17 protein-coding genes are annotated in these 15,705 nt (G+C 64.0%); 8 read left to right on the forward strand and 9 right to left on the reverse strand.

All coding sequences use genetic code 11. From position 1 onward, the window contains the following. The first annotated feature begins 6 nt into the window (after positions 1 to 6). The 4 genes from NLY42_RS22865 (at position 7) to NLY42_RS22880 (ending at position 3,770) form a co-directional block, all read left to right on the forward strand. Positions 7 to 510: a SixA phosphatase family protein gene (locus tag NLY42_RS22865; RefSeq protein WP_023754915.1), complete on the forward strand. Its 504-nt coding sequence runs from the start codon at positions 7 to 9 to the stop codon at positions 508 to 510. A gap of 86 nt (positions 511 to 596) precedes the next feature. Continuing rightward, complete coding sequence (locus NLY42_RS22870) at positions 597 to 2,075, forward strand: YcjX family GTP-binding protein (protein ID WP_023754916.1); 1,479 nt, start codon at positions 597 to 599, stop codon at positions 2,073 to 2,075. Beyond that, positions 2,072 to 3,139 carry a YcjF family protein gene (locus NLY42_RS22875; protein WP_023754917.1) on the forward strand — a complete coding sequence of 356 codons (1,068 nt, stop codon included), beginning with the start codon at positions 2,072 to 2,074 and terminating at the stop codon, positions 3,137 to 3,139. The genes NLY42_RS22870 and NLY42_RS22875 overlap by 4 nt, the downstream gene beginning before the upstream one ends. An 82-nt stretch (positions 3,140 to 3,221) precedes the next feature. Next, on the forward strand, positions 3,222 to 3,770 hold the full coding sequence (locus NLY42_RS22880) for a hypothetical protein (RefSeq protein WP_023673495.1): 549 nt from the start codon (positions 3,222 to 3,224) through the stop codon (positions 3,768 to 3,770). A 344-nt stretch (positions 3,771 to 4,114) separates the two neighbouring features. Here NLY42_RS22880 and NLY42_RS22885 read toward each other — a convergent pair whose 3' ends face one another. The 3 genes from NLY42_RS22885 to NLY42_RS22895 form a co-directional block, all read right to left on the reverse strand. Next, complete coding sequence (locus NLY42_RS22885) at positions 4,115 to 4,381, reverse strand: hypothetical protein (protein WP_023754918.1); 267 nt, start codon at positions 4,379 to 4,381, stop codon at positions 4,115 to 4,117. A 183-nt stretch (positions 4,382 to 4,564) separates the two neighbouring features. Next, on the reverse strand, positions 4,565 to 5,773 hold the full coding sequence (locus tag NLY42_RS22890; RefSeq protein WP_023754919.1) for an MFS transporter: 1,209 nt from the start codon (positions 5,771 to 5,773) through the stop codon (positions 4,565 to 4,567). Positions 5,774 to 5,833: 60 nt separating this feature from the next. Next, the gene (locus tag NLY42_RS22895) at positions 5,834 to 6,823 is read right to left on the reverse strand and encodes an AraC family transcriptional regulator (protein ID WP_023688656.1); all 990 of its coding nucleotides are present in this window, start codon (positions 6,821 to 6,823) and stop codon (positions 5,834 to 5,836) included. A gap of 160 nt (positions 6,824 to 6,983) precedes the next feature. On the opposite strand from NLY42_RS22895, the gene NLY42_RS22900 reads away from it, so the two are divergent. After that, positions 6,984 to 8,831 (forward strand): monovalent cation:proton antiporter-2 (CPA2) family protein, encoded by a 1,848-nt coding sequence (locus NLY42_RS22900; RefSeq protein WP_023715853.1) that lies wholly within the window; start codon positions 6,984 to 6,986, stop codon positions 8,829 to 8,831. Further along, positions 8,831 to 9,379 (forward strand): DUF924 family protein, encoded by a 549-nt coding sequence (locus NLY42_RS22905; RefSeq protein ID WP_023673500.1) that lies wholly within the window; start codon positions 8,831 to 8,833, stop codon positions 9,377 to 9,379. The genes NLY42_RS22900 and NLY42_RS22905 overlap by 1 nt, the downstream gene beginning before the upstream one ends. Here the strand turns inward: NLY42_RS22905 and folK are convergent. From folK to folP, 3 genes are read right to left on the reverse strand one after another with little or no spacing between them, the layout of a single operon-like run. After that, positions 9,376 to 9,894: a 2-amino-4-hydroxy-6-hydroxymethyldihydropteridine diphosphokinase gene (folK, locus tag NLY42_RS22910; protein ID WP_023685987.1), complete on the reverse strand. Its 519-nt coding sequence runs from the start codon at positions 9,892 to 9,894 to the stop codon at positions 9,376 to 9,378. The genes NLY42_RS22905 and folK overlap by 4 nt on opposite strands. Then, positions 9,878 to 10,237, reverse strand: coding sequence for a dihydroneopterin aldolase (gene folB, locus NLY42_RS22915; protein WP_023673502.1), 360 nt, complete (start codon positions 10,235 to 10,237; stop codon positions 9,878 to 9,880). Before folB ends, folK begins: the two co-directional genes overlap by 17 nt. Positions 10,238 to 10,254: 17 nt before the next feature. Further along, complete coding sequence (gene folP, locus NLY42_RS22920) at positions 10,255 to 11,100, reverse strand: dihydropteroate synthase (RefSeq protein WP_023752194.1); 846 nt, start codon at positions 11,098 to 11,100, stop codon at positions 10,255 to 10,257. A gap of 148 nt (positions 11,101 to 11,248) precedes the next feature. Here folP and NLY42_RS22925 point away from each other — a divergent pair, with 148 nt between their 5' ends. Together NLY42_RS22925 and NLY42_RS22930 are read left to right on the forward strand one after the other, a co-directional pair. Next, on the forward strand, positions 11,249 to 11,869 hold the full coding sequence (locus NLY42_RS22925; RefSeq protein WP_031244661.1) for a DUF922 domain-containing Zn-dependent protease: 621 nt from the start codon (positions 11,249 to 11,251) through the stop codon (positions 11,867 to 11,869). A 233-nt stretch (positions 11,870 to 12,102) separates the two neighbouring features. Then, the gene (locus tag NLY42_RS22930) at positions 12,103 to 13,587 is read left to right on the forward strand and encodes an MDR family MFS transporter (protein ID WP_023754921.1); all 1,485 of its coding nucleotides are present in this window, start codon (positions 12,103 to 12,105) and stop codon (positions 13,585 to 13,587) included. A 20-nt stretch (positions 13,588 to 13,607) separates the two neighbouring features. On the opposite strand, the gene NLY42_RS22935 is transcribed toward NLY42_RS22930, so the two are convergent. From NLY42_RS22935 to NLY42_RS22945, 3 genes are all read right to left on the reverse strand, one after another. Next, positions 13,608 to 14,639: an NAD(P)/FAD-dependent oxidoreductase gene (locus tag NLY42_RS22935; RefSeq protein ID WP_023673506.1), complete on the reverse strand. Its 1,032-nt coding sequence runs from the start codon at positions 14,637 to 14,639 to the stop codon at positions 13,608 to 13,610. Positions 14,640 to 14,743: 104 nt separating this feature from the next. After that, the gene (locus tag NLY42_RS22940) at positions 14,744 to 15,064 is read right to left on the reverse strand and encodes a 2Fe-2S iron-sulfur cluster-binding protein (RefSeq protein ID WP_023707481.1); all 321 of its coding nucleotides are present in this window, start codon (positions 15,062 to 15,064) and stop codon (positions 14,744 to 14,746) included. A 157-nt stretch (positions 15,065 to 15,221) separates the two neighbouring features. Further along, a complete protein-coding gene (locus NLY42_RS22945) occupies positions 15,222 to 15,560 on the reverse strand; it encodes an Hpt domain-containing protein (protein ID WP_023706163.1) in 339 nt (112 codons plus the stop codon). Positions 15,561 to 15,705: the final 145 nt, after the last annotated feature.

Here is a 15,705-nt window from a genome sequence, read left to right on the forward strand (position 1 = left end):
GGTCCGGTGAGCAGACTGTATCTGTTGAGGCATGCAAAGGCTGGCTGGGCCCTGCCCGGCGTGCGCGACTTCGATCGCCCGCTCGACGCATCCGGCATTGCCGATGCCGAAATGATGGGGACGGCGATGCGTGCCCGCAACTACATCCCCGATATCACGCTCTGCTCCAACGCCAAGCGGGCGCGCCAGACGCTGGAAGGCATCGCCGGCCACACCGATACCGGCCGGGTGCTGTTCTTCGACACGCTCTACAGCGAGGATGCCGCCGGCTACCTCGCCATCATCCGCAGCAATGGCGGCCCCGGCTCGCTGCTGGTCATCGGCCACAATCCGATGACGGAAGACCTTGCCATGGCGGTCTCGGGCGACGGCGACGAGGCTGCTCGGGCCATCATGAACCATGGTTTCCCGACCTCCGGCCTTGCGGTCGTGCGCTTCGAGGGCACCCTCACGGAGGCTGCGCAAGGCGCGGGCTACCTCGAAGCCTTCCTGACGCCCGTCGATCTCTGAGCCGAGCCGGCCGAGGCCGGGCGCCATTTCAAACTTGAACCGCAAAGCCTATATCGGGCGCAAGAGCACGCCTGAGAGAACAGATTTTGGCATCATCGCTGACCACTTTCACCGACGAAGCGAGAATTGCCCTGGATACGCTGTCGGGGCGTGCGAGCGGGCTTTTTTCGCCGTCGCTTCGGCTGGGCGTCACCGGCCTGTCCCGGGCCGGCAAGACGGTGTTCATCTCGGCTCTCGTCCACAATCTCATCCATGGCGGGCGCCTGCCGCTGTTCGAGGCGCAGAAGTCGGGACGGATCGCGCGCGCCTTCCTCGAGGAACAGCCGGACGATGCCGTGCCGCGTTTTCAGTACGAGGACCATATCTCCGCCCTGGTCAACGACCGCACCTGGCCGGACTCGACGCGCGCCATTTCGGAACTCAGGCTCACCATCGAATATGAGTCTGCCTCCGGTTGGAACCGGATGTTTTCCAGCGGCCGATTGTCGGTCGACATCGTCGACTACCCCGGCGAATGGCTGCTCGACCTGCCGCTGCTCGGCAAATCCTTCGCAGATTTTTCGCGCGAGGCGTTCGAGATGGCGATGCTGCCGGTGCGGGCCGACGTGTCGCAGGACTGGCGGACGCTGTCGGCGAGGATCGAACCCATTGCCGACGCCGACGAGATGACGGCGCGGCGCCTCGCCGAGAGTTTTGCCGCCTACCTCAAGGCCTGCAAGCTCGACGAGCGGGCGCTTTCGACCTTGCCGCCCGGCCGTTTCCTGATGCCTGGCGACCTCGAGGGATCGCCGGCGCTGACCTTCGCGCCCTTGCTGCTCAAGGGTGAGAAACGGCCGCGGTCCGGCTCGCTGCAAGCGATGATGGAGCGCCGCTACGAGGCCTACAAGACGCATGTGGTGAAACCGTTCTTCCGCGAACACATCACCCGCCTCGACCGCCAGATCGTGGTGATCGACGCCATGCAGGCGCTGAACGCCGGCCCCGGCGCGATGGCCGACCTGGAACGCGCGGTGACCGAAATCCTCTCCTGTTTCCGTCCTGGCCGAGGCAATTTCCTCACCGACCTGTTTTCACGCCGCATCGACCGCATCCTGGTTGCCGCGACCAAGGCCGACCATTTGCATCACGAAAGCCATGACCGGCTGCAGGCAATCGTGCGGCGGCTTGCCGACCGCGCCGTGGCGCGGGCAAATTTCACCGGCGCCGATGTCGACGTGGTCGCCATGGCGGCGGTGCGCGCGACGCGCGAAGGCACGGTCAAGCAAGGCCGCGAAACCCTGCCGGTGATCATCGGCACGCCGCTGAAGGGCGAGAAGATCAACGGCGAAACCTTTGATGGTAAAGCCGAAACCGCCATATTTCCCGGGGACTTGCCGGAGAAAATTGACGCGGTTTTCGACGTTTCCGAAGCCGACCACCGGCAGAGCAGCGACGATCCGGCGATCCGTTTCGTGCGCTTTCGCCCGCCAAAGCTCGAACGCACCGCCGAAGGCGTCACGCTGTCGCTGCCGCATATCAGGCTCGACCGCGCCTTGCAGTTCCTGATCGGAGACCATCTGGCATGACCGCGCCCCGCAGACCGGCAGCTTTCCGCATCGAGCCGGAGGCCGAACCGAAGCAGGAAACGCGCCGCCCCCATGCCGAGCCGCCGGCACGCAAGTCGCGCGCCGTCGTCGTGCCGGCCGAGATCGATGTCTTCGACGAACCCGACATTGTCGCCGCCGAACCGCCGCCGGCGACCGCGCCGCGCAGGCGCTCGCTGTTTGCCAGCCTGTTTTTCGGCGCGGTCGGCGTGCTGGTTTCGCTCGCCGTCGGCCTGTGGACCGACCAACTCATCCGCGACCTGTTCGAGCGCGCAGAGTGGCTGGGGTGGCTGGCAGCGGGAATGGCCGCAATTGCCGTGTTGGCGCTCGCTGTCGTGCTGGTGCGGGAATTCCTGGCTATTGCCCGGCTGGCCGAGGTCGAAAAACTGCAAAAGCGGGCGCTCGATGCCGTGGCGCGCGACGATCCGAAGGCTGCAAGGGCCGTCGTCGAAGAGCTTTCGGCCTTTGTCGCTGCGAAACCCGAAACCGCGGCCGGCAGGCGCTCCCTGGCCGAATTGCGCGGCGAGATCATCGACGGCGGCAATCTGGTGCGACTGGCCGAGACCGAGATTCTCGGGCCGCTCGATGCGAGAGCCAAGGTGATGATCCTCGAAGCAGCCAAACGCGTGTCGCTGGTCACCGCCGTCAGCCCCCGCGCACTCGTAGACGTTGCCTATGTCGTGTTCGAGGCCGGGCGCCTGATCCGCCGCTTGTCCGAACTCTACGGCGGCAGGCCGGGCACGCTGGGCTTTTTCCGGCTGGCGCGCAGCGTTCTTGCCCATCTGGCGGTGACCGGCTCGATCGCCGTCGGCGACAGCTTTGTCCAGCAGATCGTCGGGCATGGCCTTGCCGCACGGCTTTCGGCGAAACTCGGCGAAGGCGTGGTCAACGGCATGATGACGGCGCGTATCGGCATTGCTGCCATGGAGACGGCGCGGCCCCTGCCCTTCATTGCCGGCAGGCGGCCGGGTATGGGCGATTTCCTGTCGGCGCTGACCTCGTTTGCGGCCAAAAAAGAGAATGAAGCACCCGCCTCAAGCAAGTGAACGCCCTCTCGCGGTCACCAAGCATTAACCAATCTTGTTCATGGTCGTCCAACAACAGCCTCCTTGTTGCCGGGTGTCGTCTATGAAAAGCGTAATCTTGTCCTGCGTCCTGCCCCTGGTCGCGCTTGCAGCACCTCTGGGCCCGACCGGGAAAGCCTTTGCAGCCGAGCCCGACAAGCAGTTCTTCCGGACCGTTGAAGGCAAATGGGTCGGCCCGGGCGAAATCATCGCCGGCAAATACAAGGGCACGAAGTTCACCTGCAGCTTCGACGGCTCGACGCCGGACAACAAGACCGGCATGACGCTCGATGGCGACTGCCGCGTCGGTGTCTTCACCCAGAAAATGTCGGCGACCGTCGAGCGCAAGGGCCGCGACTACAAGGGCAATTTCATGGGCGGCGCCGCGGGGTCGGGCCTGGACATCATCGGCGGCAACGTGGTCGATGCCCGCAAAGTCGTCTTCACTATCAACCGCAACCAGCTGCGCGGCGTCATGCAGGCCCGCATTCCCGACGACAATTCGATGACGGTGACTATCGCCGTGCGCGTCGACCAGCAACTGGTGCCGGTCATCGGCATGAGCCTCAAGCGCGTCGACGCCGTCGAAGTCGGCTCCATCGCCAAAAACTGACTCTCAAGCGGTTCCCCGAAAAAAGCGCGGAACGGGGTTGCACTGCGCGATAGCTGAGCTGTTCCGCTCAGCTCGATGTCGGGAAATGACAGGCCACCTTGCGGCCGGGTCGGCGCTCCTCAAGCACGGGCCGCTCGGTGCGGCACCTTTCTGCCGCGACCGGACATGTGGCGCGCAACCGACGATGTCAGCGTCTCCGACGGCCCAAGCCACAGCAAGGCCAACGTGTCAGGGTCCTGTGCGTGCCGGCCGTCCTTCGTGTCAGCGCGATGCGCTTTAAGAACACCAGCAAAAAAGGCGGCGGCTACTCGAGCCACCGCCTTTCTCAATTTCCGAACGAAGAATCAGCCCTTGATGGAGGCCGTCAGCTCGTCATAGGCCTTGCAGGCGTCGGCCGGCGTGGTGGCGCCCTGATATTTGGTCGTCACAGCCTGCACCTTGGCGGTCAGGTCGGCGGCCTTGGTCGGATCCTTGGTGATCGCTTCCTGCAGCGCGGCGGTCATTTCCTGCGCCTTCTTGGCCGCGATTTCCTGCGTGCATTCAGGCGCCTTCGAACAGGCCGATGCGGCAAGCATGGCGACACCCACGCCGACGAGCAAAAACTTCTTCATGTCAGTCATTCTCCTCACGAAGGCAGAACTTGATCGTCGCTGCCTTCCAACGGCCGAAGCCTGGCGTCCCATAGCCGCCGATTGCGGCAAAACGCAACGTGTGCGGCGCATAAACCTGTGCAGCGCTGCTGCAACGGCGCGGACGGCCTGATTGAGGCCGCCCGTGTCAGACGAAGCGAGGTTTCAGCCACGAGGCTGCAGCAGCGCCAGTGCGGCCGTCGCCGCGGCAAGGACGGCGGTTAGGGTCAAAGGTCCCGTAGCGCCATAGGTGTCCACGACATAGCCGCCGACAACCGCACCGACGGTGATGGCAACCTGGAAGGAAGTGACCATCAGGCTGCCTGCTGCTTCCAGCGCATCAGGTGCCGCGCGAGACATATTGGTCGGCAGCACCACCGGCGCCATGCCGAAGGCGAAGCCCCACAGCGTAGCAAAGCCGAAGGCAACGCCGGTTTGCGCGCCCCAAAGCACCAAAGCGAGTGCCGCAAACGCCATCAACGCGGCGGTTACTGCGAGGGCCATGTGGATGTTGGTGTCGGCCAGGCGACCACCGGCAATATTGCCGATCACAGCGGCGATGCCGAACCCGAGCAGCGCCAGGGCAATCGGCCCGGTTGTGAGGAGCGTCACCTGTTCGAGGAACGGGCGCACATAGACCGAGCCGGCAAAATGCCCGGTCATCAGCAGAACAATGGCAAGCATGCCGAGTTGGATGCCACGCCGCCGTGTCAGCCGAAAGACGTCTGCAAGGCTGTTGCTTGCCGCCGCAGGCAAGGTCGGCAGGCTGAGAAGCTGCAGCAGCAGGGCAAGCGCGGCCAGCCCCGCCGTCATGGCCATGGCGCTGCGCCATCCCAGCCAGTCACTGATCAACGCACCCATCGACGGCGCGGCAATGGTGGCGAGTGAGACGCCGAGGGTCACGATCGCCATGCCGCGACCTGTCGCATTGGCGCCAACCAGCCGCGCCACGACGGCAACGGAAAGTGCCCAGAAAGCGCTAAGAGCGATCCCCAACCCGGCCCGGCCCAGCAACAGCAGCCAGAAATTGGGCGCCAGCGCCGCAAGAATATTGGAACCGACCGCCAGGGCCATGAGGCCAACCAGCACCGCCTTGCGGTTCAATCGACCGATGAGAACATTGCTCAACATGGCCGTCACGGCGCCAACGGAAGCGGTGGCGGTGACGACCTGTCCGGCCGTTCCCTCGCTGATGCCGAGATCGCGCGCCATCGGCGTCAACAGACCTGCCGGCAAGAATTCGGCAGACACCAGGGCAAAGCTGGTGGCCGCCAATGAAAGGACCGCGAACCAGGTGGCCGCGCTCCACGCGGCTGGTGCATCGGCATCAAGGCCAATGGCGGCGTCTTCAAGCTGTAATGTTGTGTCAGTCACGGGAAGATCTCCACAGTTTGGAGATCTTAGATAGGCGAGTCCGCCCGGATGTTATGTACCTTAAAATCCGAAATTCATATCCATTCGTCCGGGAATTGTGCGGCGCACAACGCCTGGCGAGACATTGGTGATGCGCTTGAACGCGCGGGCGAAGGACGCCTCGGAATCATAGCCCAAACGGGTAGCGACTTCGGCAACAGACAAGCCGTTTTGGCCCAGCAATTCGCGGGCAAGCTGCATGCGCAGGCGGGCGAGATAATGTGCGGCGCCCTCCCCCAATACCGCGCTGAAGCGCTCGGCGAAAATCGAACGCGATTGGCCTGCCACGCCGGCCAGGCTTCCCAGCGTCCAGCTGTGGCCGGGGTCGCGATGCATGGCCGCCAGAGCGCGCCCTATATGGGGGTCGCGGATGGCTGCAAGCCAACCGATGGTCGAGGCGCCGTTGCAATTGACCCAGCAGCGTATGAGCCTGGCTGTCAGCAAATCCGCCATACGCGACAGGATGGTGGCGCTGCCCATCTGCGGTTGCGCGGCCTCCACCGTCATGGCCGCCAGCAAAGGGCCGACCATCGGGTCATTGCCGGCCACGTCGCAACCCTTGATGAGAGGCGGCATCAACGTGATCAACGGATTGAGCGCATAGGAGCCGAGAGACATGGAGCCGCAGAAAAGGGTGCTTGTCGCGCCCGTTCCCTGCCGTATCACTTCGCAAACGTTGCCGCCCAACTTGATCACCTGGCAGCCCTCGAGCGAATCGCCCACCACGTCCGGCGCACTCGCCAGCCGATGGGCGATGCCTTGCGGCAGCAGCACCAGATCGCCATCGCGCAACTCCTGCCAGCCTTGCGCTTCGGTGTGAATCCAGCATGGACCCTGGCCGACAAAGTGAAAACGAAGCAGTTGTTGTTGCGGAAAGTCTATGCTCCATGGGTGCCGGAGTTCGCAGCGGCCATAGTTGACGCCACTCAAGCGAAAGTCTTGCAGAACTTCGCTGAGCGCATCCATCGGGATATGTGGCAGCGGCGACGGCCGGGACGAATAATCAGGCATTTGCCAGATATAGATACCGGCCGTCCGACAGGCAAGCGCAGACTGTTGTTCCACCGGGGAATCGCTGCCACGGCACCCTACCCATTCTGGCAGGCTTCCCGCCCTTGCCTCCCGCTCCCAGTGCATGCAAGGAGTGCTGTCGGACACAGGGACAAGAGGCATGGCAGCGGAAGCATCGGGCAGCGATCTCATTCAGGTGGTAGCGCTGCTTGCCGCAGGCGTCGTCGCCGTTCCGATCTTCAAACGCATGGGGCTGGGCTCGATCCTCGGCTATCTCGCCGCGGGCGTGGTCATCGGCCCGTTCGGTATTGGCATTTTTTCCGAATCGGAAGCCATCCTGCATGTCGCCGAACTCGGCGTGGTCATGTTCCTGTTCATCATCGGGCTGGAGATGCAGCCGTCGCGGCTATGGGGCCTGCGCCGCGAGATTTTCGGCCTCGGCGCGCTGCAGGTCGGCGTCTGCGCATTGCTGCTTACCGGTGTTGGTCTCGCCGGCGGCTTTCCGATCGCGCAATCCTTCGTTGCCGGCGCCGGCTTCGTCCTGACCTCGACGGCGATCGTCATGCAGCTTCTCGAAGAGCGTGGCGAGATGGCCAGCCCCAAGGGCCAGCGCATCGTGTCCATCCTGCTGCTCGAGGATCTGGCAATCGTGCCGCTTCTGGCGCTGGTCGCCTTCCTGGCGCCGGGCGGCGCCGAGATGACCCTGCAGCAGAGGCTGGCCGAAATCGGCATCGGTCTTGGCGCCATCGTCGGGCTGGTGGTGGCCGGCCGCTATCTGCTCAACCCGTTCTTCCGCATCCTGGCCGACGCCAAGGCGCGCGAAGTCATGACGGCGGCAGCACTTCTGGTCGTGCTGGGGTCGGCGCTGGTTATGCAGCTTTCCGGCCTCTCGATGGCGATGGGCGCCTTCCTGGCCGGCGTGCTGTTGTCGGAATCGACCTTCCGCCACCAGTTGGAGGCCGACGTCGAGCCATTCCGCGGCATCCTGCTTGGCCTGTTCTTCCTCGCCGTCGGCATGTCGCTCGACCTGCATGTGGTGGCCGACAACTGGCGGCTGATCGCCGTCTATGTCGTCGCCTACATGGCGATGAATGCGCTCGGCATCTATCTCGTCGCCCGCATGCTGAAGAGCGGTCATCGTGAAGCGCTGGAACGCGCCGTGATCATGGCGCAAGGCGGCGAATTCGCCTTCGTCCTCTATTCGGCCGCGGCGGCGGTTGGCATCATCGACAGCCGGGCCAACGCAACGCTGACCGCTATCATCATCATCTCCATGGTGCTGACGCCGCTGGCCATCATTGCGCTCAAATATTTGACGCCGCGCGACGAGCAGTCGCTTGAAGGCGTCGACATCGCCGACGGCCTTACCGGCAGCGTGCTGGTCATCGGCTTCGGCCGTTTCGGCCAGATCGCGAGCCAGCCGCTTTTGTTGCGCGGCATCGATGTGTCGATCATCGACAATGATGTCGAAATGATACAGGCGGCCGCCGATTTCGGCTTCAAGGTCTACTATGGCGACGGCACGCGGCTCGACATTCTGCGCGCCGCAGGTGCAGGCCGCGCGCGCGCCGTGCTGATCTGCGTCGACAAGCCGGACGCCACGGTGCGCATGGCGGAACTGATCAAGGCGGAGTTCCCGTTGCTGACTGTCCTGGCGCGTGCCTTCGATCGCGGCACCGCCCTGTCGCTCATCCGCGCCGGGGTCGACTTCCAGCTGCGCGAGACCTTCGAATCGGCCCTCGTCTTCGGCGGTTCCGCGCTCGAGGTTTTGGGCGTCGAGCCGGAAGATGTCGCCGATGTCATCGAGGATGTGCGACGGCGCGACAATGCCCGACTGGAGACGCAGCTGGCCGAAGGCGTCCGCGCCGGGCAACGTTTCCTCAGGGGCAATACCGGCACGCCGATCCCGACGCCGCTGACGCAACCGCGCCGGCCCGGCCAGGCGCTGAACGAAGAGACGGCCGGCGTGCTGCACAAGCCCGAGCCCGCCGATCAGGGGGAAAGCTGATGACCGCATCGGATGAGCGCGCGCTCGCCGTCACCAAATTCTGGCGCGAGGCCGGCGAAGACGCGTGGTTCGAGAAGAACGACGTCTTCGACGCGGATTTCCGCAGCAGGTTTCTCGACCTGCACTTTGCCGCCGCGCGGCGCGAGTGCGACGCATGGTCGGAGCATGCCGAGGGTTCGCTGGCGCTGATGATCCTGCTCGACCAGTTTCCGCGCAACTGCTTTCGCGGCTCAGGCCATATGTACGCCACCGATCCGCTGGCACGGCACTTTGCCGCCAAGGCGATTGCGGCCGGCCATGACCTTTCGCTGGAAGAAAACCTGCGCGTCTTCCTGTACCTGCCCTACGAACATTCGGAACTGCCCGCCGACCAGGACAGATCGGTCGAGCTCACCACCGCCAGGGCGCCGGAGTATGTGAAATACGCCATCGAGCACCGCGACATCATCCAGCGCTTCGGCCGCTTTCCGCACAGGAACAAGATGCTTGGCCGCGAGACGACGGCGGACGAACAGGCATTTCTCGATGGCGGCGGCTTCTCCGGTTAACCCAGCCACCAATCGCGGCCGGAAGCCAGCCGCTCTATGCCTGACGTATCGACGGCGCTGAGCCGCTCGGTCACGCTCCTGCCGCCCACCGCCAGATCCGGCGCGATCTCTGCCAAGGGCGCCAGCACGAAGGCGCGCTCCACCATTCGGGGATGCGGCACCTCCAGCCCGGTTTCGTGGATTGTGCGGTCGCCGAACACCAATATGTCGATGTCGATCAGGCGCGGACCCCAGCGCTCCTCGCGCACCCGCTTCAGCTTGCGCTCGGCCTCGAGGCAGAGGTCGAGCAGCGCCCTTGGCGCCAGCGAGGTCGAGATTTCGGCAGCGGCGTTGAGGAAATCCGGCTGGTCGAGCTTGCCCCAGGGCGGCGTGCGGTAAAGTGAGGAGACGGCGACGACGCGCGTGCTCTCGTCGGCGTCGAGCAGGCGCAGCGCCGCCGCCATCGAGGCCGAGGGATCGCCGAGATTGCCGCCAAGGCTGAGATAGACCGTGTTATTGTTACTCTGGCCAGACAACGGTCACCTCGACGTAATCGAGCACGCCGGGCACCGGTGCGTTGGGTTTGCGCACGGTGATCTCGGCCTTCCTGATCTGCGGGAACCGTGAAGTCAGCGCCTTCGCCACTTCGAGCGCCAGCGCCTCGATCAGGAAGCGGCGATGTCCAGTGACGATCTTTTCAATCACCGTGAAGGCGATGCCGTAATTGACGGTGTCCTCGATGGAATCATCCTCCAGCGGGCGGCTGGGCTCGACCGTCAACTCGGCATCGACATAAAAACGCTGGCCAAGCGCCTCTTCCTCATCCAGCACGCCGTGCCGGGCAAAGAAGGCGCAGTTCTTCATGCGGATGACGTACATTTCTTACTGTCCTGGGCTCAGCGTCCTGGCTTTTCGCGCGCCAGCATAGCATCGCCGACCGCCAGTGCGTCCACGTTGATTGCGACATCGTGGACGCGAAACAGATCGGCGCCCTTCAGCCTCAGAATGACACTGGTGGCTGCCGTCCCGGCGGCGCGCGCGCCGGCTTCGCGGCCGGTGACGGTGCCGATGAAGCGTTTTCTGGAGGTGCCGGCCATCAAGGGAAAACCGAGCTCCTTAAGCTCGGAAAACCGCGCCATCAGGTCGAGGTTTTCCTCAGCCGTCTCCTTGGCGAAGCCGAAGCCGGCATCGAGTACGATATGATCGTCCGCAACGCCGCTGCGCCTGGCGACTTCCAGCGAAGCCTTGAGGAACAAAAACTGGTCGGCGATGACGTCGGGCAGTTTTTGCCGCCCGCGCCCGGTATGCATGATGACCAGTCCGGCGCCGGTCTCGGCGGCGACGCGGGCGATGCCGGGTTCACGCTGCAAGCCCCAGACATCGTTGACGATATGCGCGCCGGCGGCGACGGCGAGGCGCGCGGTTTCCTCGCGATAGGTGTCGACCGAAATCAGGGCTTCGCCTGAACTGGCGAGCGCGGCGATGACCGGCAGGATGCGGGCCTGCTCTTCTTCAGGCGTCACGGGCGAGGCGCCGGGGCGCGTCGATTCCCCGCCGATATCGACGACGGCGGCGCCTTCTTCCACCATGCGGTGCGCCTGCGCCACCGCCTGGTCAGGCGTGATGAACAGTCCTCCATCCGAAAAACTGTCGGGCGTGACGTTGAGAATGCCGACCACAATGGCTTTCTCGCCAAGGTCGAGATGGCACTTATGCGCCAGTTGCCATCGCCTTGTCGTCATTGTCCTTCAACCATGTGTCTCATTGGCATGTGGCTCATTGGCATGTGGCTCATCGAGCGCTTGCAATCCATCAACGATGCGTGATCGGTGGAAGATCAATTCCGTTGCGCCGGCAACGGCCGTAAAGCAAGGTGAGTGAAGAGGCAACATGATGAAACGACCCCTGCTCTGCGCCCTGATGCTGGCTTTGACCGTCCTGCCGGCGAATGCTGCCAATCTGGTGAAGACTTACAGCTATTTTGCCATCGGCGGCAGCACGCTCGATGACATCGAGACGCAATTGTCGAAGCATGGACCCGAGGTGAAAAGCACCGGGATGCGGCATCCAGGCGCCACCCAGATGGCGTTCACCACCCGCATCGGCTACGCGCAAACCGCAGACACCTGCCGCATCGCCAAGGCCGCCGTTACCGTCAAGGTCAAGGTCATCCTTCCGGAGTGGCGCAGGCCGCGCAAGGCCGATCCCGATGTCAGACTGTTCTGGGACACGCTGTCGGCCGACATCAAGCGCCATGAGGAGCGTCATGTCGAGATCGCCAAGAACCACGGCCGTCTGCTCGAAGACGCGCTGAACGCGAGCTTTGCGCAAAAGACCTGCGCCGGGGCAAAGGCGAAGGCGGCGCAGATCACCGCGGCCGAACTCGCCAGGCATGACCAGGACCAATTGCGCTTCGACCGCGTGGAAGGCGTGAATTTCGAAAGCCGCATCCTGCGGCTGCTGCGCTACCGCATGCAGCGCGTCGAGAAGGGCCAGCTTCCGCCCGGCTGAAACACGGACTGATACCAAGCCAATTCTGCCGAAACATGAGGCCAGCCCCAGAAAATTTTCGGGCATAGGTCGAAATCGGCCTATACGGGACGACATATGTCAGGCTCGCAAGATATGTCAGGCTGGCAAGGCGCGAGCTTCGAAACACCAGATCAAGACCAATTGAGGCGGCGCGTAGCGGAGCGGCCATTTGGCGCCGCGCAATCGCTCTCAAACTTTATGGATGAAATGATATGGACCAAGCTGTCGACAAGCCGGCTAGGCTGCCTCCCGCCGCACCGCTGACGGAAAGCGAGAAGAACGTCATCATCGCCGGCATCCTTTTGTCGATGCTGTTGGCGGCGCTCGACCAAACAATCGTCGCGCCGGCCATGCCGACCATCGGGCGTTCGCTCGGCCATGCCGACTACCTGCCGTGGATCGTGACCGGCTATCTCCTGACGGCGACGGCCATGGCGCCGCTCTACGGCAAGATTTCCGACGTCTATGGCCGCCGGCCGACCGTCTATGCGGCGATCCTGATCTTCCTTCTGGGATCGCTGGTCAGCGCCATGGCCCCCAACATGTTCGTGTTGGTTGTCGGCCGGGCGATCCAGGGTGCGGGCGGCGGCGGCCTGTTCGCCCTGGCGCAGATCGTCATCGGCGACCTGGTGCCGCCGCGTGAACGCGCGCGTTATGCCGCCTGGATTTCGGGCACCTGGGCTGTCGCCAGCATCGCCGGGCCTTTGCTCGGCGGCGGATTTGCCGAACATCTGCATTGGTCGCTGATCTTCTGGATCAATATCCCGCTCGGCATCTTGGCCATGGCCATCATCAACAAGCCGCTGCGCAAACTGCCGGTCGCCGCAAAGCGGCATCGCATCGACGCGCTGGGCGCGCTGCTTCTGGTGGTGGCGACGGCATTGCTGCTTTTGGCCCTCAATTGGGGCGGCAGCGCCTATCCATGGGTCTCCCGCGAGATCGTCGGCCTGCTCGCCTGTTCGGCGGTCTTCTGGGGTGCGTTCGCGCTCAGGCTGATGCGTGCGGCCGAGCCGCTGATTTCGCTTGAAGTGCTGAGCAATCCGATCGTGCTTGCCGGCACGGCGTCGATGTTTCTGCTGCAGGCGGCCAATATCGGCCTGTCGGTGTACCTGCCGGTCTATCTGCAGTCGATCATCGGCCTGTCGGTCAGCCAGTCGGGCCTTGCCATGCTCGGCCTGCTGCTCGGAACGGTCGCCGGCGCGACGTTCAGCGGCCGCACGATACCGCGCTTCTTCCACTACAAGCGTATCGCCATGGTCGGCGTTCTCTTCGCCATTATCTGTCTTGGCGTGCTCAGCCTGGTCGCCGGCCGCGCCTCGCTGCTGGTGGTCGAGCTCTTGACCATCTGCATCGGCCTTGGAAGCGGCACCACCTTCCCGGTCGCCACCGTATCGGTGCAGAACGCCGTCGACCGCGCGCATCTCGGCGTTGCCACCGGCGCGCTGACCTTCCTGCGTTCGCTGGGCAGCGCGCTCGGTGTCGCCATGCTCGGCGCCGTCGCGCTCGGCTATGGCCTGCCGCTTGCCGGCGAAGGCGCGCCGGCTGCCGGACAGATCGTCTCGGCGACGCCCTTCATGATGATCTTCCTTGCCGCGGCCGTCACGCTCGTGCTGGCGCTGATCACGCTGGCGCTGATGCCGGAGAAGTCACTGCGCGGCCGCGACGACGCCGAGGCGCCGGTCGTTCTGGTGGAGTGATCCGGAAAGCCCTGTAGGACCTACTCCACGACGCCGAGCTTCTTCTGCAGGCTCGTCGACGACGTCGTGTACTGGAAGACGATGCGTTCGCCGGGGCTGATGATGCGCTTGGCGGCCTGCGCCATCAGCGCCACCTCGTGAAAACCCGACAGGATCAGCTTCAGCTTGCCTGGGTACCAGTTGATGTCGCCGACGGCAAAGATGCCTGGCACCGAAGTCTGGAATTTCTCGGTATCGACCGGAATGAGGTTCTCATGAAGGTTGAGCCCCCATTCGGCGATCGGGCCGAGCTTCATGGTCAGGCCGAAGAACGGCAGCATGCGCGTGCACGGCACCTCGATGTCGCCGTCAGGCCCGCCCTTGATGGTAGCAGAGGCCAGCTCGCCGTCGGCGCCGGTCAGGCCGCTCACCTGGCCGACCCGGAACTCCAGCTGCTTCATCTCCTGCATGGCATACATCTTGTTGACGCTGTCGGGCGCCGCCCTGAATTCCGCGCGCCGGTGGACCAGTGTCACGCTTTTTGCCACCGGCTGCAGGTTCAGCGTCCAGTCGAGTGCGGAATCGCCGCCGCCGACGATGACGAGGTCGTGGCCGCGGAATTCCTCCATACGGCGCACCGAATAGAAGACGCTCCTGCCCTCATAGGCCTCGATGCCGGGAATGGGCGGCCGTTTGGGCTGGAACGAGCCGCCACCGGCGGCGATCACCACCACCTTGGCTTCGAACACCTCGTTCTCGTCGGTGGTGACCCGAAATGAGCCGTCGTCCAGCTTTTCCAGGCTGGAGACCATGCGGTTGAAGGTAAAATCCGGCTTGAACGGGTGAATCTGCTCCAGCAGTCTGTCGACCAGCCCTTGCGCCGAGATCGAGGGCCAGCCTGGAATGTCGTAGATCGGCTTTTCCGGATAGAGTTCGGCGCATTGGCCGCCGGGCCGGTCGAGGATATCGATCAGATGGCACTTCATGTCGAAGAGGCCGAGTTCGAACACCGCGAACAGGCCGACCGGCCCCGCCCCGACGATGAGTGCGTCCGTCTTGATTACATCGGTCATGCCAGGCGAGCCTCATTGTCAGACTGGGGCGAAACTGGCGCGAGACTGCATGAGCATTGGCCCGCTGCCAAGCGGCGGCGGGAAAAATCAGATGCTACGGGAGATCAACCCTGGCGAGCCGGCACGCGCACGACGAGGCCGTCAAGCGCGTCGCGCACCTTGATCTGGCAGGACAGGCGCGAGTTCGGCTGGACGTCATAGGCAAAGTCCAGCATGTCCTCTTCCATCGCCTCCGGCTCGCCGACCTCGGCCGTCCAGGCTTCGTCGACATAGACATGGCAGGTCGCGCAGGCGCAGGCGCCGCCGCATTCTGCCTCGATGCCCGGCACCGCGTTGCGGATCGCATTCTCCATGACGGTCGAGCCGTTTTCGGCCTCGACATCGAAAGGAGTGCCGTCATGGGCAATGAAGGTCAGCTTGGTCATTTGTCACCTGAAGGGAGTCCCAGCCGAGATAATCACTCCGCCGGACAAGTCAACTGCCGCGCGAAAGCGCCGCTTTGTGACGTTTTTTCGGAAAGGTGGCCAAAGCACGCCCTGGCCCCGTCGATTCATCCCGGTGGCCGCTGCCGAGCGGCAGCCATTACCGGCTGATGGCGGCGATGAAATCGCGCACTTCCTCGATCAGGGCGCCGAGGCGCTTGAGGATGCGCGCATCTTCCGGCTGCTGTTCGATCGAGGTGGCGCAGTCGGCGATGGCAAAGGCGCCGACCCCGCGCGCCGAACCTTTCAGCCCATGCGCCAGAAGCAGTCGCTCCCTGACGTCGGCATCGACTATTCTGTCCCGGACGGAAAGCGCCTGCTGTACGAACAGTGCCAATACCTCCTGTTCGAGGGCGCGATCGCCCATTGTCTGACGGGCCAGGTGGGCCAGATCCACTGGGCGCGAACGGGCCGGTCCCGACGCATCGCCGCCCGGCATTGAGAAGGCAATGCCGCTTTCACCGCGTACCAATTTGAAACTCCTTGTGCCGATCGCCGAAAAAACTAAGCGATTTCCGTCGCCAACGCGTTAATGAATGGGCTGGAAAATTGTTGCCGCTGAGGCGGTTAGATCACGTTGTCGT

The sequence above is a fragment of the Mesorhizobium sp. C372A genome (assembly GCF_030323245.1).
In the GTDB taxonomy this organism is placed as follows: domain Bacteria; phylum Pseudomonadota; class Alphaproteobacteria; order Rhizobiales; family Rhizobiaceae; genus Mesorhizobium.

What these genes read in the sequence shown, in the direction of transcription:
- folP (WP_023752194.1), bottom strand. Translation starts at nt 11,100, where the DNA reads ATGACGACAAGGCGATGGCAACTGGCGCATAAGTGCCATCTCGACCTT.
- NLY42_RS22885 (WP_023754918.1), bottom strand. Translation starts at nt 4,381, where the DNA reads ATGAAGAAGTTTTTGCTCGTCGGCGTGGGTGTCGCCATGCTTGCCGCA.
- NLY42_RS22880 (WP_023673495.1), top strand. Translation starts at nt 3,222, where the DNA reads ATGAAAAGCGTAATCTTGTCCTGCGTCCTGCCCCTGGTCGCGCTTGCA.
- NLY42_RS22875 (WP_023754917.1), top strand. Translation starts at nt 2,072, where the DNA reads ATGACCGCGCCCCGCAGACCGGCAGCTTTCCGCATCGAGCCGGAGGCC.
- NLY42_RS22900 (WP_023715853.1), top strand. Translation starts at nt 6,984, where the DNA reads ATGGCAGCGGAAGCATCGGGCAGCGATCTCATTCAGGTGGTAGCGCTG.
- NLY42_RS22905 (WP_023673500.1), top strand. Translation starts at nt 8,831, where the DNA reads ATGACCGCATCGGATGAGCGCGCGCTCGCCGTCACCAAATTCTGGCGC.
- NLY42_RS22930 (WP_023754921.1), top strand. Translation starts at nt 12,103, where the DNA reads ATGGACCAAGCTGTCGACAAGCCGGCTAGGCTGCCTCCCGCCGCACCG.
- NLY42_RS22895 (WP_023688656.1), bottom strand. Translation starts at nt 6,823, where the DNA reads ATGCCTGATTATTCGTCCCGGCCGTCGCCGCTGCCACATATCCCGATG.
- NLY42_RS22940 (WP_023707481.1), bottom strand. Translation starts at nt 15,064, where the DNA reads ATGACCAAGCTGACCTTCATTGCCCATGACGGCACTCCTTTCGATGTC.
- NLY42_RS22945 (WP_023706163.1), bottom strand. Translation starts at nt 15,560, where the DNA reads ATGCCGGGCGGCGATGCGTCGGGACCGGCCCGTTCGCGCCCAGTGGAT.
- NLY42_RS22935 (WP_023673506.1), bottom strand. Translation starts at nt 14,639, where the DNA reads ATGACCGATGTAATCAAGACGGACGCACTCATCGTCGGGGCGGGGCCG.
- folB (WP_023673502.1), bottom strand. Translation starts at nt 10,237, where the DNA reads ATGTACGTCATCCGCATGAAGAACTGCGCCTTCTTTGCCCGGCACGGC.
- NLY42_RS22925 (WP_031244661.1), top strand. Translation starts at nt 11,249, where the DNA reads ATGATGAAACGACCCCTGCTCTGCGCCCTGATGCTGGCTTTGACCGTC.